The sequence below is a fragment of the Methanoculleus sp. genome (genome assembly GCF_035363275.1).
GTDB lineage: Archaea > Halobacteriota > Methanomicrobia > Methanomicrobiales > Methanoculleaceae > Methanoculleus.
The window spans coordinates 1-24,248 of the sequence record NZ_DAOSET010000008.1 but is presented as its reverse complement, the minus strand read 5'-3'; the positions used below and the strand labels follow the sequence as shown (position 1 = coordinate 24,248).

26 protein-coding genes and 1 pseudogene are annotated in these 24,248 nt (G+C 63.0%); 6 read left to right on the top strand and 21 right to left on the bottom strand.

Annotation, left to right across the window (positions count from 1 at the left end; all coding sequences use genetic code 11):
• The 6 genes from PLN84_RS02735 to PLN84_RS02710 form a co-directional block, all read right to left on the bottom strand.
• A complete protein-coding gene (locus tag PLN84_RS02735) occupies positions 1-564 on the bottom strand; it encodes a hydrocarbon binding protein (contains V4R domain) (RefSeq protein ID WP_292385378.1) in 564 nt (187 codons plus the stop codon).
• Positions 564-794 carry a 4Fe-4S dicluster domain-containing protein gene (locus tag PLN84_RS02730; protein ID WP_292385380.1) on the bottom strand — a complete coding sequence of 77 codons (231 nt, stop codon included), beginning with the start codon at positions 792-794 and terminating at the stop codon, positions 564-566. Before PLN84_RS02730 ends, PLN84_RS02735 begins: the two co-directional genes overlap by 1 nt.
• A gap of 392 nt (positions 795-1,186) precedes the next feature.
• Positions 1,187-1,975: a cell division ATPase MinD gene (minD, locus tag PLN84_RS02725; RefSeq protein WP_292385382.1), complete on the bottom strand. Its 789-nt coding sequence runs from the start codon at positions 1,973-1,975 to the stop codon at positions 1,187-1,189.
• 34 nt (positions 1,976-2,009) lie between these two features.
• Positions 2,010-2,525: a hypothetical protein gene (locus tag PLN84_RS02720; protein ID WP_292385384.1), complete on the bottom strand. Its 516-nt coding sequence runs from the start codon at positions 2,523-2,525 to the stop codon at positions 2,010-2,012.
• A gap of 17 nt (positions 2,526-2,542) precedes the next feature.
• The gene (locus tag PLN84_RS02715; protein ID WP_292385386.1) at positions 2,543-3,112 is read right to left on the bottom strand and encodes a hypothetical protein; all 570 of its coding nucleotides are present in this window, start codon (positions 3,110-3,112) and stop codon (positions 2,543-2,545) included.
• Positions 3,113-3,271: 159 nt separating this feature from the next.
• Complete coding sequence (locus PLN84_RS02710; protein WP_292385388.1) at positions 3,272-3,757, bottom strand: hydrogenase maturation protease; 486 nt, start codon at positions 3,755-3,757, stop codon at positions 3,272-3,274.
• A gap of 97 nt (positions 3,758-3,854) precedes the next feature.
• Here PLN84_RS02710 and PLN84_RS02705 point away from each other — a divergent pair, with 97 nt between their 5' ends.
• Positions 3,855-4,649, top strand: coding sequence for an ATP-grasp domain-containing protein (locus PLN84_RS02705; protein ID WP_292385390.1), 795 nt, complete (start codon positions 3,855-3,857; stop codon positions 4,647-4,649).
• Between the two features lie 94 nt (positions 4,650-4,743).
• Here the strand turns inward: PLN84_RS02705 and PLN84_RS02700 are convergent, their stop codons facing one another.
• The 10 genes from PLN84_RS02700 to PLN84_RS02655 form a co-directional block, all read right to left on the bottom strand.
• Positions 4,744-5,028: a UPF0058 family protein gene (locus PLN84_RS02700; RefSeq protein ID WP_292385392.1), complete on the bottom strand. Its 285-nt coding sequence runs from the start codon at positions 5,026-5,028 to the stop codon at positions 4,744-4,746.
• Positions 5,029-5,091: 63 nt separating this feature from the next.
• Entirely contained in the window at positions 5,092-6,288 is a 1,197-nt protein-coding gene (gene dnaG / locus PLN84_RS02695; protein ID WP_292385393.1) for a DNA primase DnaG, read from the bottom strand.
• Positions 6,289-6,539: 251 nt separating this feature from the next.
• Complete coding sequence (locus PLN84_RS02690) at positions 6,540-6,857, bottom strand: DUF167 domain-containing protein (RefSeq protein ID WP_348531890.1); 318 nt, start codon at positions 6,855-6,857, stop codon at positions 6,540-6,542.
• A gap of 195 nt (positions 6,858-7,052) precedes the next feature.
• The gene (pyrC, locus tag PLN84_RS02685) at positions 7,053-8,318 is read right to left on the bottom strand and encodes a dihydroorotase (protein ID WP_292385397.1); all 1,266 of its coding nucleotides are present in this window, start codon (positions 8,316-8,318) and stop codon (positions 7,053-7,055) included.
• Positions 8,315-9,226, bottom strand: a complete 912-nt coding sequence (locus PLN84_RS02680; protein WP_292385399.1) for a phosphatidylglycerol lysyltransferase domain-containing protein — start codon at positions 9,224-9,226, stop codon at positions 8,315-8,317. Before PLN84_RS02680 ends, pyrC begins: the two co-directional genes overlap by 4 nt.
• 3 nt (positions 9,227-9,229) lie before the next feature.
• Positions 9,230-9,679: a GNAT family N-acetyltransferase gene (locus PLN84_RS02675; protein WP_292558827.1), complete on the bottom strand. Its 450-nt coding sequence runs from the start codon at positions 9,677-9,679 to the stop codon at positions 9,230-9,232.
• An 82-nt stretch (positions 9,680-9,761) separates the two neighbouring features.
• The gene (gene hypE, locus PLN84_RS02670; protein WP_292385402.1) at positions 9,762-10,757 is read right to left on the bottom strand and encodes a hydrogenase expression/formation protein HypE; all 996 of its coding nucleotides are present in this window, start codon (positions 10,755-10,757) and stop codon (positions 9,762-9,764) included.
• Positions 10,754-11,095, bottom strand: a complete 342-nt coding sequence (locus tag PLN84_RS02665) for a hydrogenase maturation nickel metallochaperone HypA (protein WP_292385403.1) — start codon at positions 11,093-11,095, stop codon at positions 10,754-10,756. The genes hypE and PLN84_RS02665 overlap by 4 nt, the downstream gene beginning before the upstream one ends.
• Positions 11,095-11,322, bottom strand: coding sequence for a HypC/HybG/HupF family hydrogenase formation chaperone (locus tag PLN84_RS02660; RefSeq protein ID WP_292385405.1), 228 nt, complete (start codon positions 11,320-11,322; stop codon positions 11,095-11,097). The genes PLN84_RS02665 and PLN84_RS02660 overlap by 1 nt, the downstream gene beginning before the upstream one ends.
• 626 nt (positions 11,323-11,948) lie before the next feature.
• Entirely contained in the window at positions 11,949-12,575 is a 627-nt protein-coding gene (locus PLN84_RS02655) for a class I SAM-dependent methyltransferase (protein WP_299953043.1), read from the bottom strand.
• Between the two features lie 147 nt (positions 12,576-12,722).
• Between PLN84_RS02655 and PLN84_RS02650 the strand changes: the two genes are divergently transcribed.
• Together PLN84_RS02650 and PLN84_RS02645 are read left to right on the top strand one after the other, a co-directional pair.
• Positions 12,723-13,871, top strand: coding sequence for a hypothetical protein (locus tag PLN84_RS02650; RefSeq protein WP_299953046.1), 1,149 nt, complete (start codon positions 12,723-12,725; stop codon positions 13,869-13,871).
• A gap of 128 nt (positions 13,872-13,999) precedes the next feature.
• Positions 14,000-15,076 carry a hypothetical protein gene (locus PLN84_RS02645; protein ID WP_300020589.1) on the top strand — a complete coding sequence of 359 codons (1,077 nt, stop codon included), beginning with the start codon at positions 14,000-14,002 and terminating at the stop codon, positions 15,074-15,076.
• Between the two features lie 25 nt (positions 15,077-15,101).
• Here the strand turns inward: PLN84_RS02645 and msrB are convergent, their stop codons facing one another.
• Positions 15,102-15,587 carry a peptide-methionine (R)-S-oxide reductase MsrB gene (gene msrB / locus PLN84_RS02640; protein WP_299953052.1) on the bottom strand — a complete coding sequence of 162 codons (486 nt, stop codon included), beginning with the start codon at positions 15,585-15,587 and terminating at the stop codon, positions 15,102-15,104.
• A 173-nt stretch (positions 15,588-15,760) separates the two neighbouring features.
• Here msrB and PLN84_RS02635 point away from each other — a divergent pair, with 173 nt between their 5' ends.
• Entirely contained in the window at positions 15,761-16,222 is a 462-nt protein-coding gene (locus tag PLN84_RS02635) for an FxLYD domain-containing protein (protein WP_299953055.1), read from the top strand.
• A gap of 51 nt (positions 16,223-16,273) precedes the next feature.
• Positions 16,274-16,942, top strand: a complete 669-nt coding sequence (locus PLN84_RS02630) for an NAD(P)H-dependent oxidoreductase (RefSeq protein WP_299953057.1) — start codon at positions 16,274-16,276, stop codon at positions 16,940-16,942.
• Positions 16,943-17,151: 209 nt separating this feature from the next.
• Here PLN84_RS02630 and PLN84_RS02625 read toward each other — a convergent pair whose 3' ends face one another.
• Positions 17,152-20,568 (bottom strand): HEAT repeat domain-containing protein, encoded by a 3,417-nt coding sequence (locus PLN84_RS02625; protein ID WP_300195521.1) that lies wholly within the window; start codon positions 20,566-20,568, stop codon positions 17,152-17,154.
• Positions 20,569-20,864: 296 nt separating this feature from the next.
• On the opposite strand from PLN84_RS02625, the gene PLN84_RS02620 reads away from it, so the two are divergent.
• On the top strand, positions 20,865-21,917 hold the full coding sequence (locus tag PLN84_RS02620; protein WP_299953063.1) for a hypothetical protein: 1,053 nt from the start codon (positions 20,865-20,867) through the stop codon (positions 21,915-21,917).
• Here PLN84_RS02620 and PLN84_RS02615 read toward each other — a convergent pair.
• The 3 genes and pseudogenes from PLN84_RS02615 to PLN84_RS02605 all read right to left on the bottom strand — a co-directional run.
• Complete coding sequence (locus tag PLN84_RS02615) at positions 21,904-23,073, bottom strand: glycosyltransferase family 4 protein (protein ID WP_299953065.1); 1,170 nt, start codon at positions 23,071-23,073, stop codon at positions 21,904-21,906. The two genes, PLN84_RS02620 and PLN84_RS02615, sit on opposite strands and share 14 nt — an antisense overlap.
• 254 nt (positions 23,074-23,327) lie before the next feature.
• Complete coding sequence (locus tag PLN84_RS02610) at positions 23,328-23,819, bottom strand: Mut7-C RNAse domain-containing protein (RefSeq protein ID WP_348531889.1); 492 nt, start codon at positions 23,817-23,819, stop codon at positions 23,328-23,330.
• Positions 23,800-24,248: pseudogene (locus PLN84_RS02605) on the bottom strand (AmmeMemoRadiSam system radical SAM enzyme); the annotation flags it as partial. The pseudogene PLN84_RS02605 and the gene PLN84_RS02610, both read right to left, overlap by 20 nt.

The window sequence follows — 24,248 nt, the reverse complement described above, 5'->3', positions numbered from 1 at the left end:
TCATTTCAGAACCAGTTTCTTCAAGCAGGCGTTCGGGCCGGTATGGACGATCTCCAGTTTGGCTTTTCTGCCGGTGATCTCCTCGATTGCGCCCACGACGTAGCCGAAGAGTGTCTGGCAGAGCGGGCCGCCCTGGTCGAGACCGTTGCGCCGGAGCGTCTGGCGGACGATGCAGTCGTGGAAGACGAGGTAGATGAAGGTCTCGCCGTTCTCCTCGATGATGAACGTCTCCTTGTCCTCGGGTTTCCAGACCTCGAACGAGTACTGGCCGCGAAGCAGATCGGAGAGTTCGTGGAGCGCCCCCTCCACGTCCTCGCGTTTCTGGAAGTATTTGGCGACCTCGTGCCCGAACTTCTTCCCGGCGCGGTAGGTGACAGCGTTTGCCCCCCTGCCTGCGATCTCTTCAAGCGACCTGATAACGAGTCCGTTGAGTTTCATCACGCCGTGGAGCGTCTGTTCCATCTCCTTTGGCCGCGGCGAACATTCGAGAGGGATCTCCTCGGGACGGTAGACGAGATCGGAGTGGAACGCCTCGTGCAACTCATCGATATAGCCCGCGCTCATCAGACCACCTTCCGGAGCATCTCACAGACTTTGATGTCGATGTAATGCCTCTTCGCTGCGTAGATGCCGCGGTGCTCGAGTGCCTGGGCCGGGCAGATCTCGTGACAGGACAGGCACCCCATGCAGTTATTCGGCCTGACCGGTACACTCACCTTTTCCTGGAGTTCGTACACGTGCATCGGGCAGTCTTTGACGCAGAGGCCGCACCCGACGCACGCGTCCTTATCCACACGTATATCCATTATGAGCCTCTGGATGTGATTACCACCTCCTGCTATTAAAATATAATTATATATAGTTGATTCGCCGGAATATTTCCTCTATAGTCAGAAACCAGGGGATTTTATTCATCTTCATGGTATCTTCGGGCCGATCGTGGGCTCACGGGAGCCTTAGGGTAAACAGCCCGCCTCCTCTTATCTACAGCAGAGAAAAGGCAGAAAAACAGGGCGTTTTACCCATCCGGGGTTCCCGGCGCTTCATGCAGGCCCGGACGGGGGGTCCCCGGGCGTCGGTGACCTCGAACCTTCGCCGCATGGAGCTGCCGACACCCCGTGCGCCGGGATGCCGCGGACCGCAAACGACCAACAAAAATGGCGGTGGTGAGGGTAACCCTCAATCGTTATGCCTTCGCCCGGAAGAGGGCACGGGCCAGCCGATCGACGAACCCTTCCCGCACGACCGGCGCCGCATCCTCGACGTACTCGATACCGCCTATGTCGGCGGAGAGGCGCTTGAAGGCCTTTGATGCCTCGGACATCGGGTACTTCACCACGATGGGCGACCTGCCGGCCGATGCCCGCCGCACGTTCGGGTCTTCCGGTATGATTCCGAGCACCCGAACGCCGAGGAGTTTCTCCATCTGGGCGCGGTTGAATTCGTCCCCGCTGCCGACAACCCGGTTGATGATCGCCCCTTCGACGTGCCCGCCGACGGTCTCGGTCAGGATCTTCGTCTTTATGGCATCGACGATCGAGGAGATCTCGGGGTTTACGACGAGAATCACCCCGTCGGCGATGGTCAGCGGAATGACCCCGTCCCTGCTGATCCCCGCAGGAGCATCCAGGATCAGGACGTCGAACTCACTGACGAGATCGGTCATGACATCTTTTAACCGGTCCGGGTTCGACTGCTGGAAGCCCTGCAGGGAGAGCCCGCACGGGACCACCTTCACGCCGAACGGCCCATCGTAGGTGGCGTCCCTGACGCGCGCTTTGCCTGCCAGCACCTCGTGCAGGGTCACCGGCAGGTCCTCAAGCCCTAAAATGAGGCCGAGATTTGCCATTCCGACGTCGGCATCCAGGATGCATGTCTTCTTTCCGTACCGGGCCAGCATCGGCCCCAGGTTGGCTGTGACCGTCGTTTTGCCGGTACCGCCTTTCCCGGACGCAATTGTATACACTTTTACCATGGAATCACTCGTTACACGCTCTGGCTCATCGGCCTCACACCCAGTGCCGCAGGGCATCCCGGGTATCCTCTTCGAGTGCGCTCATCTCTTCGGCGGAGAGGGGCTCTGAGGGGCGGGCGATGCCGACCACCGTCTCCCCGCGATAGGGGATGCCCAGGAGTTCTGCTCCGGTCTCGTCCTGCAGCCTTCCCTGGGTGTAGAGGAAACTGTACCGGGCTGCCTCGTCCTCGCTGCCGGGCCGTGTCGAGCCGATCAGGAGGCCGTCTGCGGTCGCGAGCGTGAAGGACGCAAGGCTGTACTTCTGGCCTATTGCGCCCAGGGATTCTTCAAGGCTCCCGGTTGCTTGAAGATTGAGCGCTGTCCGGGGCCTCGCGGGCCCGACGGGGCCCGGCTCCCCCGGAGACTCCGGGAAACTGCCGGTACCCCCGGGCTGCTGCCGGGCGAGTGCCCGGTCGATCTTCGAGAGGAAGTACAGAACGCCGGCGAAACCGGCTATTACCGTCACCGTGATGATACCGAGGAGAACCTCGACGATGCCTGTTAATTCCATTCAGTTATCAGCTCCTGTTACGTATCTTCGTCCTGGATGAGGTGATCGAGGTGAATTCTCCGGAGCATATCCTTGCAATTCACCCTGAAATCATTGACGAGCTGCTCAACGTCCATATCCTCCATGTTCCGGACGAGCGTGTCGATCTCATCGCTTTCGGGTGGAAAGACCGTGGCCGTCTCCTGCACGAGTCTCACTCCCGGCATGGGGATCCGGTGCCCCTCCGCGGACGGTCCCGGACGGTGCTCCGGCAAGGGTGCCGCACCGGTTCTCTTCGACCCGGCGGGCGGTCTCGCCCTTCCCGGGGCAGCCTTCGCTGGCGACGTTCTTCTCTGGTCTCCCATCCGGGGTTCAGCGATGGCGAACGGCCGGTTGAACTCCAGGGCGAGCTGTAACTGCTCAGATGTCAGGAGATTCAACTCTGCTGCCGCTTCGCTCTCTTCGCCCTTCAACACTGCATCCAGTGCGTGCTGCCCGTTTATGCCCCCATATTCGGCAAGCACCACCAGACCCTCGTTCAGCACCAGGGTGGCACGCTCACTGCCAAGAATGATCGTGCAGATCCCGGTGAACCGTGTCGATCCCATCTCCCCTATCAAGGCACGAATTGTCGTGGACTTAAAAAGGCGATGAAATCGACCTCGTGGCAGTTGCATACAGACTCCTTCAACTCAGTGGTATGAGATAAACCTTACTATTTATACCTTTGGAATGGAACGCGGTGCAGGGATACCTGTACGCCTCATCTACGTACCTGTGAAAACACCACCAGCCTCGCGGGTCCATCTCCGGAGGATTCCCTCGATCTCTCTCTCGGCAACCCGGATCCCTTCTTCGATCGCCGGGTCCACCATCCGGCTGAACGCCCGGATCTCCCCCGCCTCGATGCCGACGGTCACCACCTCCCCGACGTATCCGAGTTCCCGGGCTATCGTCACCACCTCCCCGATCCCGATGTCGTGGAGTGCGCATAGAGGGAGATCCGGGGAAGGCGGTGCTTCTAACGTGAGGACCTCGCCGATACGGTCGCCGACGCCCACCATTGCATCGACGATCACCACCTTCTCATACGCCTCCATCAGCGGGATCAGGCCCAAACCCCCGGTGCCGCCGTCGATGCAGTCGACGGCGGGATACCTCCCTTCGAAGCGTTGCATCACCAGGATCCCCGCCCCGTCATTTCCCATGAGGGGATTCCCGCACCCGATGATGCCGATCCGGTTTTTCTGCATGGTATTCTTCTTCCCCATCGATTATATCCGGCGAGATACAAAAGGGTACTGTAACGCGAAGATAAACCGTTAGTCCCGGGAGCGGGACGTGAGGCGCATGATCCATATCGTACCTAAACCGACCGATACGCCGGACGATAACTCGACCGGCGCCGTTATACAGGAACTGAAGAGAGCCGATGCCCGATACCGGGTCCTTGACCTCAGCACGATCGACCCCCTCAACTCCGGGCTTGAGAACGAGCTCATCTGGGTCTGCGGGATCCGACAGGACGGGCACCAGTTCGAGACCCTGAGTGTGCTCTCGCTCCATAACCGGGTGATCAACACACCCCGGAGTATCGTTGACTGTGCATCGAAAGCGATGACGTCGGCCCTCCTGCTGCAGAACGGGGTGCGGACACCGGAGACGGCCTACATACGCTCGGAGACGCAGGCCCGGGATTTCCTGCTCCGGCACGGCAAGATCGTCTATAAGCCGCTCTACGGGTATGACGGAAACGGCATCCGGCTGGTGACGGACCCGGACGACCTCGGGCCGGGACCCTGGTACCTGCAGGAGTACGTCAAGAACGACCGGGACTTCCGCGTCTTTGTCCTCGGCGGAGAGGCCGTCGGCGCGATAACCCGGGTCTCTGAGGGCCTGATGCACAACATTCACCAGGGCGGGACCGGCATGCCGGTCCCGATCGACGAGGAGATGCGCGCCATCGCCGAGGCATCGGCGTCGGCGATCGGGATCGACTACTGCGGTGTCGATCTCCTCCGGGATAGGGACGGGTATACGGTTCTTGAAGTGAACGGGACGCCGAACTGGCACTGCATGGCGGCACCGATCCCGAACCTGCTGGCTGCATACCTCATCGAGCGTGAGCGCGAGATGCGTGCCTGAGGAGAGGAGGGATGGGGCTTTGGCCCCTCGACCGACAGCGTATCTGCCCGTCAACAAGACAGGTATCGGCGGGCGACACGCGAATATCAGGTGTTTACTGGAGATACTCGATCTCTTTTAAGGTCTTCTCTGCAAGTTCCTTCATCCGGGCAGAGATCCGGCCGGATGACGAGAACTCCACGTCCCTCATGGCATTTGCAAGTTCCGTCCCGAGCACGAATATTGCATACTTATGTTCCATTTTGCTCTTGTGTACCTGAGAGGGTTCTATCTTTAACGCATAATACTGCGAGAACTTCAACTCCGGGTTTGCCATCTCAAAGAAGTCTTTAATCTCCGTAAGTATCCCGTGTAAGGCAATTAGTTCTTCCTTGTGCATATTCTCTCCCAGAGATAAAAATAGTGAAGATAAATATTTATAAATTTGCACACCGGATAACCATCATCCTATCTTTATGAGCCTGATGGAGAAGGGGCGTTTTATGATCCCTTTAAAGTCGCGGGCAGCTACGAATTCCAGATTCTTTCCCCCGATCTGATCGAGAAGTCTCTGGTCGATGATACGATCGACGACAAGCCCTTCAACATCCCCGTTCAGGGTCTGGAGTGCGCCTTCGAGATCGGTAGCGCTCGATTCGAGGAGGACGGCGTAGTCCGGGGAGAGGAACCGTGCGATCTTTTTGTCCCGGACGCCGGCCATGTGCTCGCTGAGCGTCGAGGGGGGTTTCTGGTTCTCCTCGTCTCTCTGCTCAGGCAACTCCTCGTCCCCGGTGTGGTTGACCGGCGGGGGCAACCGCTCCATCGCTTCCTCGTTGGGGATCTGGTCGGTGATCCCCTCTACCGGCACCTTGTTCCGGAGCGCCTTGACGATCTCCTTGCGGCTCATCTCCTCGACGCTCTTGCCCCGCGGGCTGTATGCCACGAAGTCGATCTCGGCGACCTGGAGGAGTTCGCGGAGGATCAGTTCGCCGCCCCGGTCGCCGTCGAGCAGGGTCGTTGCGGTCTTCTGCGAGCAGAGGTCGATGATGACGCGCGGGACGTTGGTCCCCTCGACCGCAACCGCGTTCTTGATCCCGTAGCGCAGCAGGTTGATCACGTCGGCCCGCCCCTCGACAAGGATGATGGCATCGGAGGCTACGACGTTCGGGCCCGCATGAACCCGCTCCTCTCCGAGGTACTCGAGTTTCTCTATCCTGATGACTTCCCGGACCTCGTCGAGCAGATCGTCGCTGTTAATGGCTCCTTCATCGAAGTCCTCGAGGAGGAGTTCTTTCGCGCGCTCGACGATCTTGCGCCGTTTGGTTACCCGGATGTCCTCGATACGGTCGACCTTCACGCGGGCCGTGCACGGCCCGACCCGGTCGATCGTCTCGAGCGACGAAGCAAGGAGCGCGGTCTCCGCCCGGTCGAGCGAGGATGAGATGAGTATCTCCCCCTTGGTCTCTCCTCGCTTTGTGGTGATCTGGACGTCGATCCTGCCGACACGGCCCGTCCTCTGTAAATCCCGCAGGTCAAGGTCTTCGCCGAGCAACCCTTCCGTCTGGCCGAAGATAGCGCCCACGACGTCGGGTTTATCGACCACCCCCTCGATCTGCAGAGTAAGATGGATGAGATATTTTGTAGTTTCTGGTGAATACATGGAGTCCTGCCTCCTGAAGTACAAATCCGATCGTCATCCCCGCGCAAGGCGTCACCTGCGCGGGGATGGCAATCAGTTATATATCGAAGGTGCAATTACTTAAATCAGATGGCGCCGAGATCATAAGGTTTTTCAAAGTCAAAATCCAAAAACAGGCTTTCTATGGTTTTGATTTTGATGATGCGCGCTATATATTTTATTTGCGATAATTACCCGGTTCCGGCACCTGCCGTATCCCTCTCCGGAGCGGATCAGGCTTCGTGAGGGGAAAGAAGTGCCAGGATATCGAGTTTCGACAGACCGGCGATCGCCACGGTCTTCGACGAGGACGTGTGCCCGGCGATGATGCTCACATCGGTGCGGGGTATGCAAAACGTCCCTGCGACGAGGTCGATAACGGCCCGGTTCGCCTTCCCGCCGACAGCAGGGGCCGTGACCTGACAGCGAATGCTCTTGCGCCACTCGTTGTAGCCGGCTGGAAACGACCTCTTTTTCGCGCCGGCCGTAACATCGAGCGCTATGGTAACACCATTCCCGGTCTCGACAATGGCTTCGGCGTATGGTTCCATAAGAAAAGATCTCCTGAAAGGATGTCGCCCGGCACTAACGATCGATGCTCACAGGCGGCTGATGCCGGTCCTCACCCGATCGTACCCATATGCCAGGCGCGCCTGTCGCGCACCTGGGTTGTCCCGCGGATCATGTCCAGGCGTCTCGCCAGGTGATCACCCGGGGACCTAAAGATGCGCTGTATCGGCCCGATATTATTCACGTTTCGAGGATAAATATCCTCGCCCGGGGTACCATGCCGGGTGCGCCTCCCGGTAATCCCCGCAGACGTAGGCCCGCGTGCCCCGGACGACCACCTCGTCCGGGAAGACTGCATCGAGCCCCTCGAACGGCGACCAGCCGCACTTAGCGTGGAGGCTCGACGCGTCGATGCGGGTGACTTCGTCCGGGTAGAGGGCATAGTCCGCCCGGTCGCCGGGGAGAAACCCTGCGCGGGGGATGCCGAGGACGGCGGCGGGCCGCCACGACGTCTTCTCGATCACCGAGGCGAGGGTGATCCGCCTCCGGCGCACCGCTGCCATCAGGAGCGGCACCATCGTCTCGACCCCGGGGATACCGGAGGGAGCGGACTCAAACGGCAGGCCCTTCTCTGGAACCGTGTGCGGGGCGTGGTCCGATGCGACGACGTCGATCTCATCCCAGCAGGACCAGAGGCCGCGCCGGGTCGCTTCGTCCCGGAGGGGGGGGTTCACCCGGGCCCGGGTATCGTCCCCGGCAAACATCTCGTGCGAGAGGAAGAGGTGATGCGGCGTCGCCTCCACCGTGCCGCGGGCGGCCCGGATCGAGGCGGCGGTGCTCAGGTGGCAGAAGTGGAGCCGCATCCCGTCCGGAGCGAGGGCAGCGGCCGCCTGGACGGCGCGCGCCTCTCCGGCGCCGGAACGAGCGCGGTCGTGGTCGGCGAGCGTCGCCGGCGCCTCTCCGGCGACCTCCTCGGCGTGGACCGTGGCAAGCCCCCCGAGGGCGTGGATGCGGGTCAACATCTCCTTGAGAGTCTCCGGATCGAGCCCCTCGCCGTAACTCGACGGCGCAGCGAAGGTCTCTCCGAAGGCCATCGCGCCGGCATCCCGCATCCCGGAGAGATCCGCACCCGGAAAGACGCCTGCGTTCACCGCAAACCCGCAGACGGCCTCCCCCTCCGCCTCGCGGACACGTGCCCGGAGGAGTTCGGGCGTGGTGATGGGGGGGACGGTGTTCGGCTGGTCGACGACGACCGTCACCCCGCCGGCGATCGCGCTCACGGTGCCCGTGTGCCAGTCCTCTTTCTCTACCTGCACCCCGCCCCGCATGTGAACGTGCATGTCGACCGCTCCCGGGAGGCAGGTATACCCGGCACAGTCGATCGTCTCGTCGGCGCGCACCGGTGCCCCGACGTGCCGGACGATACCCCCGGCGATGACGATATCAGCCCGCCGACCTGTCGGGAGCGTCACGTTCCGGAGCACCAGGTCGGCGGTCGTCATCGAGACGCCACCAGGTCGTCCCGGGTCGCGTACTGCACCTCGACCATGTAGGCGGGGTGATACCGCGTCTTTGACTCACGGAGACCGGGCACGCCCATGTCGCACTCCCGGTTGACGTAGCGGTAGCGTTCCCGGAGCCCGGCCGCCGTCCCGGTCGTGATCACCTTGTAGATATCCCGGTAGGTCTCGGGAAGCGCCTTCTCGAAGTGAACGACCGCCATCTCCTGGTTGACCGGCCCGACAATCGATATTGCCCCGATCGTGCCGCCGATCCTGATGATAAATCCTTCAAGGCCGATGGCAAAGAAGTTGTTCACTGCAAAAAGAAGGGCCTCTTTCTCGTATGCAAGGATGGGCTCGGAGTCGCAGTCCCGCCATTCGCACCAGACAACCAGGAACTCCCAGACCTCGTTGATATTCTCCGTGCTGATCGCCTCGACCGTATACGCATGCTCCCGTTCAAACCGATTGACCTGGCGGCGGATGGTGGCGTAGCCCTTTCCGGCGAGTTCGGCGAGGTCTTCAGTTCGGTAGATGTAGTCGAAGAAGTCACGGTTTGGATGAAGAGGCAGGTCCGGGTAGACTTCCCTGATCCACGCTTCGTTTACCGGGTCGAGGACCCGTAGCGGCGTCTCACCGCCCTCCCTCACCGCGAGATCGATGATGTCGTGGAGCACGTCCGGGTTCTGCGGGCCGATCGGCATACGGAACGACGTTGCGCCTTCGATGGTGCTTGAGAGGACGATTGCACCTTCAACCTCAGCAAAACGGTAATCCGCGTAATGGTTCCAGCAGACCATGTTCGCAAACGTATTGTCGCTGTGCACCTGGGGGAACTTCCGATAGTGCTCCACGAAGAGGTCGCGATCGTCCAGGCCCACGGGTTTGAAGTCAGCAAATCTCAGCATGCCTCACCTATTCTCCGGATACCACCGCATGGGTATGTGCTCCTCCATTCTCCGGAATCCGAGCGCGGTATAGAATGCTTCGGTCCCGGGTTCGGCGACAAGGGCGACCCAGGTGACACCTGCAGATCTACAGTAATCCAGCAGCGTTGATAAGATCATCGTTCCAACGCCCTGCCCGCGGTAGCCGGGGAGGACGACCAGGTCCTGGACGTAGCCGTCCGAGACCCCGTCCGAGATCACCCTGCCCATACCGACCGCTCTCTCGGCCGCAGGGTCGACGGCGACGGCAAAGGCGAAACTCCCGGCGATGAGGGCACCGAGGCCGGCAGGGTCCCAGGTCTCGTTCCACCAGCCCCCTGCCCGGTAGAGGTCTGCGATCATTTCCACATCCCAGGCATCCACCAGGCGCACCTCGATCTCCGCCTCTCCTGTCATCGCATTATGCCTCACCATATGAGCAGAGAGTGGTGACGATCGTATATCACAGGCACGGTTCCCACCGGTAGCGGCGCAAAAAGATGGTTGCAGTTCTTTGCTAGCAGACGCGCGGGACCGGATCGCCGATCGGCGGCTCGATGAACCGTTCTCCGCCGATGGCAGTCCGCATGATCACGTGAGAGCCTTCGACGACTCTGCCGACGATCGCGGCGTCCCGGCCGTAGGGGTGCTTCCGGAGCGCCGCGAGGACGGCCTCGGCGTCGCCGGGGGCTACCCCCATGACGACTTTGCCCTCGTTTGCCACCTCAAGAGGGTCGATGCCGAGCATACCGGCGGCGCTCCGGACGCTCGTCCGGAAGGGGAGGGCCTCTTCCTCGATGACGACGCCGACGCCGCTCTTTCTCGCCATCTCATTGATGGCGTTCGCGAACCCGCCCCGTGTCGGGTCTTTCATGGCGTGGATATCTCCGGCCGCGAGCGCCTGCTCGACGAGCGTCCAGAGAGGGGCGACGTCGGAGTGGATCTGGCCGCCGAAGTCGAACCCCTCGCGGTGGGCCATGATGGCGATACCGTGGTCGCCGATGGTGCCGCTGACGATGATCGCATCGCCGGCGAGAAGCCCGTTGTCCCGCACCACCCGTTCGGCGACGCCGACCCCGGCGGTATTGATGATGATGGTATCGAGCGCGCCCCGCTCAAGCACTTTGGTGTCTCCCGTCACGAGGTTTGCGCCGCATTCGCCGAGTGCGGCGTCCATCGACGCGACGATCCGCTCGAGGTCGGCGACATCGAAGCCTTCGGGGATGACCATGCCGCACGAGAGGGCGATCGGCCGCCCGCCCATCATCGCAAGGTCGTTGATCGTCCCGCAGACGGCGATACGACCGATATCCCCGCCGGGGAAGAAGATCGGCGAGACCACATGGTTGTCGGTCGTAAAAACGATATTCTGGCCGTTCAAGGGGATGACCGCCCCGTCGTCGAGCGACTCAAGGCCTATCCCGCCGGCGTTGTTGTGCTCGAGGTTGGTGATGACACGCAGGAGTTCGCCCATCACCTCGCCGCCGGCACCGTGCATGAGGTTGACTTTCATTCTTCGTCCACTTCTATCTCGATGTTTGTTACTACGATCTCCATTCCTGCAACGATCTCCGGGAGTTTCCCGCACTGAGGGCAGATAAACCGCTCGCTCCCCTCATAACCGCAGGAGCAGCGGGTGCGTGCCTCGATATCCTTGCACGAGAGCCGGGCGCCCGAAAAGAGCGGGTCGTCCTCGATGATGATATTGAAGAGGAACTCCACCTGCTCGGGGTTCACCATCGCCATCTTGCCGACGTCGATGGAGATGCACTTCACCTCTTTTGCGTTGTTCTCGAGTGCCGCCCGGCGGGCGGTCGTATAGATGTCGTAGGCGATGCTGTACTCGTGCATCACTCCTCCATCGCCGCGGCGTGGACCTGCTTGAAGAGCTCGCGGGTCTCAAGTCCCTCCTCTCTGCTGAGGCGCTGGATGGCGAACCCGACGTGAACGAGCACGAACTCCCCGATTTTCACGTCGACGAGGTCGAGCCTGACTTCCTGCTGCAGGTCGCCGAAGTCGACGACGCCGATGTTGCCCTCTTTTATTGCCAGCACCTCAGCGGGCATTGCAATACACATGACTTCTCTTCCTCCTCTGGTATGGTGTCCGGATGTCAAAAAAGGTTGACCATTCTGCACAGACGAACCCGGAGAGTGGCCGTCTCGGCCGGCGTGAACTCCCGGGTCCGCATAATTCGCTACCATATCTCGGTTCCGATGCGTAAAAAAGGTATGTCACCTCCGGTTCCCGTCTCTGCCGGGCCGGGGAATGGCGATGGACCGGGCCTTCAGGCGCTCGTGCGCGCGGGGCCGGTCTGGTAGGGTCGGCGTTGTCTGGATGCACTACCGGGTTTGTGTACGAGCGTCCTCCCGACGGGTAACCCGAGCGATGAAAAAGCCCGGTACAGTGGACCGTGGTGGATATCGCGCCTGGGGGAGGGGTTTCAGGGGAGGGGGGAAACCCCCCTCCCCTGTCTCCACCCCCGCGTGGCGATATCCTGACAAAACGTGTAGGATTCAGAGGGCGCTATCCCTGTCTCCACCCCCGCGTGGCGATATCCAGTGGGAAGCCGTGTACCGTTTTGTACAACTGAAGAGAAGCAACCCCTCCCCAATGGCGATATCCAGTGGGAAGCCGTGCACGGTTTTTACAACTGGAGGAAGGGGGGAGTTGTAGTTGATAGAATTCCAGACTCCTGATCTCATCAGTCTCTCCCGTCTTTGAACACCGCCTCGATCTCGGCCCGGGGGAGGTCGCGGCCCCTGACCCGCATCCGCCAGCGGTGCGTCCGGAGAAAGACCGGGACGAGTGGTGCAAAGAGTTCTCTCACCTCGTCTTCGGTGAAGTAGTGGGTGATGATGCCCTCGCCCCTCCGGAAGGTCTGCGGCTCCGTCTCCGCTCCCTTCCCGGCGCGCATATCCTCGACGGAGAACCCCCGGAAGAAAGCGGTGCCCCCGGTCCTGAGCACCCGGCATACCTCGGCTGCCGCGGCCCTCCGGCCCGGTTCGGGCAGGTGGCCGATGATGTGGACCAGAACGACCGCGTCGAACGCTCCCTCGCAAAACGGCAGGTGCCGGGCATCGGCGACGCCGAGGCTGGCCGGCGCCGTGTCCGGGTGCCGCCGGGCGAGAGCGACGGCATGGGGGGAGATGTCGACCGCGGCCACGCGCGAGGACCGCCTGAGAAGGGCCGCAAGTGTCTTGCCGTTCCCGCACCCGACCTCAAGGACGGCGGCACCGGCCGGGAGGTCCGGGAGCGGCGCCGGGGCTCCGCCCCAGAGATCGCCTCGCCTCCGGTAGTCCTCGTCCCAGGGGGATGTATCGCCGGTCACGGATCAAAGGTCGGTGCCGCCGGAGAATAATGGTTCGTGCCGTCGTCACGGGGTGCAGTCAAAACCCGGAGCGCCGGTTTCCGGGGAAGTTATTTCTCTTGAAAAGGAAGATCTATATCCGTTGTGGACCTCCAGGACGCCGTTGTGATGATACTGGCTCTCGTGTTCTTCACGAGTTTCCTCTTCTGCCCCTCCCCGGACGCCGGTTCAGGCACACCCGCCCCCGGAGTATCGCATGCGGCCGCCGCCCAGAACCTCTCCAGCCTCTTTGCCGGGGTTGATGACCGGCTCCAGGGTGGCCACCCTCTGAATCTCACTCCCGTGGCCGTGCCGGGAGCGGCCGGCTCGCCCGCCATCCCCGACGAGAACGAAACCGCCCCGGAGGCCGAGAACGCCACGGTAGTCGTCCCTGACTACGACGATGAAGAACTGGTCGATCTGGTCGAAGATTCCGGCGCCTCGCTCATGCTGCTCTCCGTGCAGAACACCTACGCCCTCTACGCCTGGGACGAATTGCCGGCAAGGGAGAGTGCTGCCGCGCTCCGCACGCTCGCAAAGGACCTTATCAGGGAGTTGACGGCGCTCGAAGTTTCAGAGGACCGAAAAGGCCTGAAAACCTCGTTCACCCTTGCTCTCGAGTCGTATGGAGCGGCCGGCGAGACGCTGCAGGGAACCGCTCCTCTCAACAAGACGACGGTTGATGCAGCCCTTGAAGCGAACCGGCAGGGGTCGGGCCATCTCAGTGATGCGTTCGAGTATCTGCACGGCTCCGTGCTGGAGGCGCCGGAAGAGATCGCGGCGACCAGCCTCTCCCTGCCCCGGGCCTCCGCCTCCCGGGACGCGTTGCCGCTTCTGCAGCGGTACGTCTACGAAGACCGGACCGGTGCGAACGACATCTCCCTGATGCTGGAGTCGGTGAAGAGCACCGGCGTCTACTACGCCCGTGATGCGGGCCCGGAGGCGATTGTGGCGGAACCCGGGAGGACGTTCCTGCTGATTCAGGTGAAGATCACGAACCTGGGCCATAAAGGGGAGAGCAGGACGTATACGATCCGGACCCCGGAGGTGCGTGCTTTCACGCTCCAGTACCGTGAGACGACCTATACCCCGATAACGCTCGCCTCCGGGACGTCGCTCGGGGAGCCCTACACTGCGACGAGGCTGGACCGATATGGGGTGAAGACCGGGTATATCGTCTTTGACGTTCCTGCAGCGCTCAATCTCAATGAATGCTCTGTCCGGGTGGCTCTCGATGGCGGCGATTCTCCTGTCTGGGCGCTTGGAAAGACGCTATGACCGGGTTTCTGCACCGGTTCTGTCCGGGGGTGTTCACCGGCCTTTGCAGCCCGCCGGCCGGGAACCGGTGCCGTAATGCCGGACTTCCATCGCAACCAATATCCGTTCCGTGTGCGATACACTGATCCGTGATAATGAGGGGGTCTCACGCGGCGGTGCTGCTGGCAGCCGGCTTTGTCGGGGTGGTCCTCACCGGCCTGCTCCTCTTTCCGGCGGTCTGCGCGATGGTTTCTCCCGCTTCGCCGGCAGAGGCAGCCGGTGCTCCCGGAAACGCCTCCGTTCCGGGGGCAGGACCGGAGAACGGCACGGCCCTCCTCTCTGCGACGGACGACGAGCGACTGGAATCGCTGATCGCCGGGGCCAGCATCCCGCTCATGGAACTCTCCGTGGGACAGATCCATTCGCTGCATACCCGGGACGATGCGGCGCTCCGCGACCAGGCAGTCGGGCTCTCTTCTCTTGTGGAGAGTCTCCGTGCCGATGCCGCCGTCCTTGAGGTCTCCCCGGGAAGCGAGCCCGCACGCTCACACTTCATCGCTGCGCTCGACGAGTTCGCGGCAGCCGGGACCCTCCTTTACGGGGGGATCCCCGGAAACCAGAGCGTGACGGACGATGCACTGGGCCGCATCGCTCTTGGGATCGCATCTCTCTCCGATGCCCTGGAGGAATGCAGCCGCCCTCCTGGAGAGAGTCCGGGGATCGCGCCGGCTTCGCCGGGCCTCGCCGTGGCGTCCGCTCCTGAATTCCCCGGTGCCCTGCAGATCGGTGGGCGGTTCCGTTACGATGATACTCGCGGGGAGAACTCCGCCTCGCTGGTCGTCGAACGGGTAACGTGGTCGCACACGTTCTGGACCACCGGCACGAAGCCGGTGCAGTATACCGCAGGGCCCGGGATGTCCTACCTCCAGGTGGCTCTCCGGGCGGCGCACCTCGGTCATAAAGGGGACGGCGTCAACACCCGTATCCAGATCCCGGCGGAGAGCACCTTCACCCTCCACTACGCCGGGGAGACTTACCGCCCGCTCGCGTCGCCCGGCCCGACCACCCAGGGAGGGTCATACACCAGGGTTCTTCTCGGTCGGGGTGAGTTTTTGACGGGGTATCTCTTCTTCGAGGTGCCGGAGGGCCTTGACCCGGCCAGTGCCTATCTTCAGACCACCATCGTCGGAGAGAGCCCGGTCTGGCGCCTCGGCGGAACGCCGTGACCGTCTCGCGGCCGCCCCCGCCCCTCTATCTCTGCTGTTGCAGGTCCTCGCGCGGCACGAACCGGAGCGATGCCGAGTTCATGCAGTAGCGCTTGAAGGTCGGCGGCGGCCCGTCGTAAAAGACGTGGCCCAGGTGGGCGTCGCACCGCCTGCAGAGCACCTCGGTCCGGCTCATGCCGAACCGGCTGTCGAGCTCCGTCCGCAGGTTCAGGTCGGATACGGCTTTTGTGAAACTCGGCCAGCCTGTCCCTGATTCGAACTTCGTCTCCGAAGAGAAGAGGTGGTTGCCGCAACAGACGCAGACATACAGGCCGTCTTTCTTGCAGTCGTGGTACTTCCCGGTGAAGGCCGGCTCCGTGCCCTCTTTCCGGGCGACCGCGAACTGCTCCGGCGTCAGCTGCCGCCGCCACTCCTCGTCGGACTTGACGACCCGCTCAACCTCTTCCACCTCTCCCGTTACGGCGTTGCAGACCTTCACGGTCCCGATGGTTTCTACGGCATCCCCGCTCATCAGCACTCCTCCCGGCTCCGAATGCCCCTTGCCTGGAGAGCATATAACCGTTCCCCCGCCCCCGGCAGGGTGGGCGTGCCCGGCAGTCCGGGACACCCCGCACTCCCGGATACTCTTTTCCGGCTGCAATACCCTTCCGAACCTGTTATATAGCCTCCGGCCAATGACCCATCATGCAGGAAACGTCTTCCTCGGGAAAGGGTCGGATGAGCCTTCTGCTCATCGCCTGCCTCATCGGCGCTGCTGCCGCGGCAGGCTGCGCGGAGATTCCCGGGGAACCGGAGGCGCCGACTCCGGAGGAGACGCCGCCTGCCCGGGTCACTTACTCACCCGCCGGGCCGCAGCCTTCGTTCTCGACCACCGTCACCGCACCCGAGAAGCACTTTCGCGCCGATGCGTCCTGCTACTGGGTTGTGACGGGGCGGGTGACCAACACCGGCGATGCGCCCGGGAGAAACGTCGTCATCCGGTTTATGCTCGTCGACAATGAAAGCGGCATGATCCGGTCGACCGAGACCATCGTTATCCCCCGGTTCCCGGCGGGCGAGACGAAGATCTTCACCATCGATCCGTTCCCCGGCGACTGCGACTGGCAATACCGCGTCGAGATCGCCGTCACCCACGACATCCCGTAAGGCTGCCGGAGGAACGCGCCTGAACACAGATTCGCGAAAAGAGGAGAAATAATGAAGATACTTGCCATTAACGGAAGTCCCCGCGGCTCAAGGAGCCAGACGCTCCGGCTTGTCCAGGCCGTCCTCGAAGGAGCACGGAGCGCCGGGGCCGATGGAGAACTCGTGGACGTCGCGAAGCTCCAGATCGAGTATTGCACCGGGTGTCTGACCTGTTGCGAGCGGGGAGAGTGCGTCAGGGATGACGACTTCGCCGCCCTGTACCAGCAGATGCTTGAAAGCGATGGGATCGTCTTCGGGTCGCCTAACTACATCGACTCCGTCACCGCTCAGATCAAGACCATGCTCGACCGGATGGCGGACGCGATCCACTGCCAGGTCTTCACCGGGAAGTACGGGTGCGCCGTCGCCACGGCGGGCGGGTCCGGAGCGGATGAGGTGGTCGCCTACCTCAACGGCGTCCTCCGGACCCTGGGGGCAACCACCGTGGGCGGTGTCGGCGTGGTCCTCGGGGGAGACCCGGAGACGATCGTGCCTGCGGAGGGGAGGGCCTACGAACTTGGCAAGCGGCTCGCACAGGCCATCGCGAATAAAGAGACCTACCCGGAGCAGGAGAGATTCCACGCCGCGATGCAGGAGCGGATGCAGGCCCTGGTCACGGCGAACAAGGACCGCTGGCAGCACGAGTACGATTACTGGCAGGCGGCCGGGCGGATCCCCTAGGACAATGATTCCAAACTAACCGGCCATATCCGGCCTTCGTCGTATCTCCCACGGAGCGCTCCTATCCACCCCCGCCCCGAGGGCGGGGGCAGTCATGGCGATACCCTATGGGAAACCGTGCCCGGGCATACCCCAAACTATAACCTTCCGAAGAGTGCGAAATCTAGCCGGTACCCCTTCGATTGTACTGCTGATCGAGAATCGATGCACTAGGGCATCCCCGGTTCGTCCCGGCGGATCTCATCGATGACCCGTTGGACCTCTTCTCGGGCCTCCGGCTGAGCGGCCGCCAGGGTGAGTGCGGGAAGAGCCGCCTCTCCCATATCGATCAGGCCCCGTTCAGCTCGCTTTCTGACCACGAGGGCATCGTCCTGGAGCGCCGTGATGAGGAGGGCGACGGCCTCCTCCCCCCCGATCCGGGCGATAGCCCTGACGGCGTTTGCCCGCACCTCGATCGACGGGTCGGAGAGCGCCCCTGCAAGCACCGGCAGCGCATCTGCGCCGACCCGGTCCACCTCGGCCCACCGGTCCCGGGCCATGAGGTAGAGCGTCTCTTCTTCGACGGTCTCCGGCTCCCAGCCCACCGATTCCAGCGCTTCGGCAACCCCCGCCCTGCGCCTCTCGTCGCCGGACCGGAGCGCAGCAACGAGGTGGCCCCGGGCCGTGCCCCCGGGGTCCTTCAGGGCTTCGAGCGCGGCATGCCGGACCCGGTCGTCTACGTCGCTCAAGGCCTGGATCAACGGTTCGACGGCACGGTTATCCCCGATGTAGCCGAGCGACCGGGCAGCAGCGATCTGGACCGTATCGTCCCTGTCCCGCAGTGCCAGGGCCAGGGATTCTATCGCCTGCCTGCTCCCCATGTAGCCCAGTGCTTCCGCCACGGTTGCGCGGACCTCGCTGTCGGGCTCCTGGTGCAGGGAGCCGATCAGGGCTTCGATGGATCGTTTGTTCCCGATCTTACCCAGGTTGCGGGCAGCAACGAGCCGGACGAACCGGTCGGGATCGCGTAAGGCGTCTGTAAGCGGCTCGACCGCGGTCTCACGCATCTCCCCGAGGAGGCTGGCGGCGGCGGTCTGAACCTCCCGGTTCTCGTCCCTGAGCGCGCGGATGAGGCCGTCCACGGCGGGGCGTCCCATCATGATGAGGCGCGTCGCGGCGCCGAGTTGCGTGTTCCAGTCCTTATCCTTGAGCGCCACCACAAGTGTATCGATATCCTGCTGGCCGGAACGCTCAAACGCCTTCTTATCCTCCAGGCGGACTGTCTTCTTCTTCGGGGCGTTCCCTTCCTCCTGGACCTGGCTGCCGAGGGTTCTCCGCCAGACATCGATCACCTGCCGTTTCTTGAGGGCGGCCTCTGCTTTTGTCCTCACTTCTTCATCTTCGTCCTCAAGGGCGTAGCGCAGCGCTTCGCCTGCCCGTTTATCCGGGACCTCCCAGAGGGCGTCGATCGCCGCAAGGCGCATCTCTTTCCTTCCCTTCTTCAACACCAGAAAGAGCGGCTCAACCGCCAATGAGCCGAAGTCGGCGAGGGCCCGGGCAACGCTCCACCGGACTTCCGGCGCCGCATCTCCCAGGTGTCCGATGAGGACCGGGACCGATTCTCCTGCACCGATGAGCCCTATTGCCCTGGCTGCCGTCACGCGGACAGTCGGCACCGGATCGTCCAGCGCCTCCTCAAGCGGCCCGAGCGCGTCGCGACCAAAGACCGTGACGGCATCTGCCGCCGCGACCCGGACACCATGGTACCTGTCGCTGAAGAGACGTATGAGCGGCTGGATTGAGCGGCGGTCGCCAATCTGTCCGAGCGCCCGGGCAGCGGCGATCCGCACATCCTCTCTTTCGTCGTTGCATACCAGGACCAGCGCATCAACGGCAGCCCGGTCCCCGATCTCGCCGAGCCCTTCCGCGGCGGCGATGCGGACCGCATAGTGGGGGTCGTTGAGCGCCTGGATGAGGTACCCGACCGCCTCCTTCCCCATGGTCTGCAGCGCGGCAACCGCTGCCGCCCTGATCTCCTCGTCGCTGCTCCTGAGCGCTTCAAGGCACTGCTCCAGTGCTGTCTTCTCCGGGACCGGCTCAACATCTTCGGGTTCCGGCATCTTTCCGGGGAGTTCCGGGATCTCCAGTTCAAGGGCCTCCTGCACTACGGGCTCTTTGTGAACGCTTACCTCCTCCTCTTCGGGGGCTTTATCGGCATCGGCACCGGCGATCGCCTCCTCAAAATCGAGCGGAATAAGTTGATCGAGCGGGATCGCTCCTGCCGGGGCCGGCGTCTCCGCCCTGAGCCGGGCTTTGACCTCTGCCCACGCTGTCTCCGCCTGCCGGCTCTCCTTGAGGAGGTCGTTGAGGCTTACGGGCTTTCCGGGCGTTTTTTCCGTCTGCTCTGCGGGCTTCTCCGGGCCGGCGGCGGCGGTCTCCGCCTCTTTTTTGGGTGGCGGCGAGGGCTTCCGGCCCCGCTCCTTGCGGGCAAACGTCGGCCGCCCGAACTGCTTCTCGAACCGCTTCTGGCTGGCAAGCCCCTCTTTGAGTTCCTTCTTGTATTGTGCGGAGTCTTCCGGTGCGGGCTGCTTGCGGGCCGTCTCTTCCTGGCGCTGCCGGATATACTCGAGGGCGCCCCGTGCCCGCTGTTGCCGGGCGGGGTTCTTTGATGCGGCTTCCGCGTTCAGGGCGCTGAGTGCAGGCTGTCCCAGTTGCCGCAACGCTTCGCTCGCACCGGTGCGGACACCCGAATACTCTATCGCGAGGGCCCGGATGAGCGGCAGGATGGCCGGTCTCCCCATCCGGACAAGCTGGCTCCACTGTTCGCTTGCAATCAGGTACTCGGCTCTCGCGAGGTCGCTATGCGGGATCCAGCCCAGTCGCTCGAGCGCCCAGGCCGCCTCCATCCGCACCGGATGGCCGGGATCGTTGAGCGCTTCGACGAGCGGGGGTTTCGCCCGGTCGTCGCCCACCTTTCCGAGCGCTTCAACCGCACGCATGCGGACGTCCATCTGCGGGTCTTTCACCACGGTGATCAGCGCCGGGACAGCCCGGCTGTCGCGGATCTTCCCGAGCGTCCGTGCCGCCTCGCTCCGTATCCGGGGTTTTTCGCTCGCCAGGGCGTTGAGGAGGACCGGGACGGCCGCTCCCTGGAGTCTGGCGAGTTCCGTCCAGTCTTCCCGGAGGTAGTAAAACCAGACCTTCTCCGCGGGATCATCGGGCGTCCACCGCAGTACGGCAAGCGCGTCCGCAGCCTCTCTCCGTACCGAATGGTTGTCGTCATGGAGCAGTCCCGCGATGGATGGGACCGCCTTTTTTCCTGTTTCCCGGAGCGCAATCACGGCGGCACGCCGGATCGCCGGCTGTTGGTGGTGCAGCGCGGGCAGCAGCGCCTCAGCCATGCCGTCGCCCGCTCCTGCGATTGCAGTGGCGATCGATGCCTGCAGGTCAGGGCAAGCCCGGAGGATCAGGGCGAGGAGCAAGGGGATGGAGGTTATCCCGGTCGAAACAAGGGCTTCCGTCATCCGGGCGCGTGTTGTAGGCCCGGCCCGCTCCAGCGCTCTCTCTAGATCCGGGATGGCGGGGACCCCGAGGCTCGCGAGAGCCTGCGCCGCTTCGGCGCGGTTACCGGGGTCGGCACTCTCCATGGCCGCGGCCAGGCCGGAATAATCTTTTTCTTGCCGTAACCTCTCGATATTCGTCCGGAACCTGTCAAAGAATGCCATTGTCCTGTTATCCGTAGAATCCACCAGAGTGCCCGGCCCGGGCGGATCTCGACAAATATAGAGTACGTTTTCACCCGGAGTCAATAAGCCTTCCATTCCATGCCCGGGGTGTGGCCGCGGTCGCGATCTGCACCGGTTCGACCGATCTGGGGTTCATTTTGCGTCCCCCCCGGCAGATGCGAATCTTTATCGGTGCGGGGTCGGTATACGAAGGGCCCATGGTCAAACTTGACATCACCCGGCTGCCGGGTATCGTGCAGGAGCTCGCGCCGGATATGGAGGAGGTCGTCTCCCGGATATTCTCCTGGTATGTCGAACCCGGATGTCTGGTCTTCCCTGAACCGATGCGAGCGTGGGTGCGGGAGAAATACGGCGATATCGAGACACAACAGATCGTCAGGGTGACCAATAACCAGACCGGCGAGAGCACGCTCTTCAACTCTGTTCGGGCGCGCCGTCCGGTGTTGACGCCCCGCGCCGAGGAGACGCGGGACCTGCAGGCGCTTGCGAGAGAGGGACCATTCTCAAACCCCCTCGATGAGACGCCGGCCGACACGTTTGGGAGGATCGACGGCGACCACTGGGTCACGGCAAGCAACATCGCCAAGTACGATTACCTCCACGCCATCATCATCGCGAAAGAGGCCACTCCCTACGTCACCACAGAGCCGCAGATCGCCGATATGATCAGCGTGGCCATCCGGTGGTGCCAGGATGCGCACCGCACAACCCCTCAGGCGGTCTACCCCTTCCTCATCTACAACTGCCTCTGGCGTGCGGGGGCGAGCGTCGTGCACAACCATGCCCAGATCCTGCTCACTCACCGCCCGTATACCGCTCCGGCACGGATCGAGCGGGTCCGGGAGGACTACCGGTGCCGTTACGGGAGCGACTACTACGACGACCTCTTTCTGGCTCACACCGCCATCGGCCTCGGTCTCGTCTATAAAAACGCCCGGGTCATGGTGCACCTCACCCCGAGGAAGGAGCACGAGGTCGCGATCATCGCGGAGTCGCCGCACGACCTCGCTCCTGCACTCGCAAAAGTGCTCGAGTGTTACCGGAACATCGGGGTGCAGAGTTACAATGCAGCAGTGTATATGCCGCCGCTCGACGAATTTGGCCATTATGTCGCATGGGTGGTGGACCGGGGCGACCTTCACTCCCGGACGTCGGATATCGGGGGGATGGAACTCTACGCGGGGACTCCCGTCGTCTCATCCGACCCGTTCCGCCTGATGGAGCACCTTATCGCCGTCATGCTGCCGTGAGCCGGCGGGGAAGTGGGTCCTGGTCCGCGAGTTTCCGGTACGACTCCTCGATCCGCTCCGCAACGCGGCTCCACTGGAACTCTTTCTTCACTTTGTCGAGCCCCTCCCGCCCCATGGAGAGCGAGCGTTCCGAGGAGTCCGCCGCCAGCGAGAGCCCTTCGGCGATCGAGTCCGGGTGCGGCTGCACCTTGACCCCGTCGGTCCCGTGCTCGATGTTCTCGGAGAGCCCGCCGACGTCGGACGCGACCACGCACCGGCCGGCGCTCCACGCCTCGAGGAGCACAAGGCCGAACGGCTCGTTCCGGCTCGGGATGGCAACGATGTCGCTTGCGTTGAGGAGCCGGACGTAGTCCGCATCGTCCAGTCGCCCGAGAAAACGGATGGGAAGCGACCTGGCCCGGGTCTCGAGACCCCGGCGCATCTGCCCGTCGCCGATGAAGGCGAACTGGCCGTCCGCGTGCTCCCGGAGGAGGTGGGGAGCTGCATCCACCAGCATGTCGGGCCCTTTCTGCCATGCAAGCCTGCCGACAAAGAGGATCAGCGGGGAGTCGGGGTCAAAGCCGTAGCGCCGTTTCACCGCCTCCGGATCGACGTCCGCCTGGTAGTGGCCGGGCACGATACCGTTTGCGACGACGTCGATCTTCCAGTCCGGGATGTCGTAGAGGCTCATGGCCTCCCGGCGGAGGGTCGAAGAGACCGCTGTTACGCGTTTTGCAATCGATGCGCCGCAACGCTCGATTCCCGATATCTCCGGGAACGGCCACCTCCTGCTGGAGGCGTTCCCGTTCCTGCCGAACTCCGTCGAGTGGTAGGTGAAGATGGTCTCCCGGTCCCGGAGCCGGCGGAGCGCATCGACCACGTGCCAGTCGTGGAAGTGCAGGAGGTCGAACGACGGTGTATCGAACTCGTCGAACCGGTCGATCATTCTTCTGCTCATATCCGAACAGTACCGGACGATCCCCTCGCCCGATGGTCGGCAGTAGTGGTAGCGAACCCCGTTAACCTCAGTATCTCCCCCCTCTCCCCGGGTAAAAAAGTGCACCTCGTGGTGCCGTGCCAGTGTCTCGGCAAGGTTTGTCGCAGCATTTGCGAGCCCGCCGACCCGTTCGGCATACAGTGATTCCCAGCAGAAAAACGCTATTTTCAGACGTTCCATAGTATTCCTCATCAAATTGCCCGGGCCTCGCCGATTCGTGTAAGGTCCGGATTTCGAGACCGGCGACCACGCCCTCTCCCGCGCCGGATGGCCGGCGTATTTGCAGGCGTCCCGGTTGATAAAAACTGGACCGATCGGCCTGTGGCCGCCGCGCTTCATACCCCCTGAAGGTTGATATACCTTTCCCGAATTCTCCAGAACTGCCTGAAGAAAGTATTTCCACGCTTCTGCAGGCGACTGCGGCAGGCACCCGGTCAGGGGGAGGGGGACTTTTTCAGGCGCTGCTCAAGGCTGGTGCCGTGCGACCCCATCCAGTAGAGTTTCCGGCAGACCGGGCACCATGAGAATTCCCTCCCCCGGGCCGACCGCGGGGCGTAGGGCGTCTTGCGGACCTCCCGCGCGGTGGCGGGCCGGAGACGCGCGTTGCAGAGCGAACAGCGGCTCATGCGGATCTCGGGTTCAATGAGCCCGAGGTCGGCCATCTGCCGGATCTGGTCCATGATCTCTTCGGACGTGATGTAGATTGCCTGTGCGTCGCCCCGCCGTGCGAGTTCACGGTCCCGGGTCAGGAGAAGCCGGCCGTCCCGGGCGGCGATCGCGAGGAGGAGGGTATCTTCCCGGGTGCTCCCCGGGGCAAGGCTGTTTGCGCTCATCGTGTCGTAGCCCATGAACCGGAGGTAGCGGGTGAGCGTCCCGAGCATCCGGTCGGCGAGGAACCGTCGCGGTTCACCTGATCTCTGAGACATACTCGATACGCCCGCCGCATGCCGTGCAGGTATGGTCGTCGAGCCCCACGATCCGGACCGCGTAGCCCGACCGCTCGATGACGAGGCTGCCGCAGGCGGGACAGTAGGTGTTCTCGTAGGGGTGGCCGCCGACGTTGCCGAGGTAGGGGTAGTGGAGCCCGAGATCTTTTGCCCGCTCGTAGATCTTCTCGAGCGCCCGGACTTCCGTCGGTCGCGCCTCCCGCATCTTGTAGTCGGGGTGGAACCGGGTGAAGTGCATCGGGGTGTCGGGTCCGAGGTTGTCGAGCACCCACCGAATGAGCTTCTCCATCTCTTCCATCGAGTCGTTCTGCCCAGGGATGACCAGCGTGACCGTCTCGACGTGCATCCCGAGCTCCTTTGCAAGCGCCGTCGCGTCGAGGACCGGCTGCAGCCGCCCCCCGCAGACCT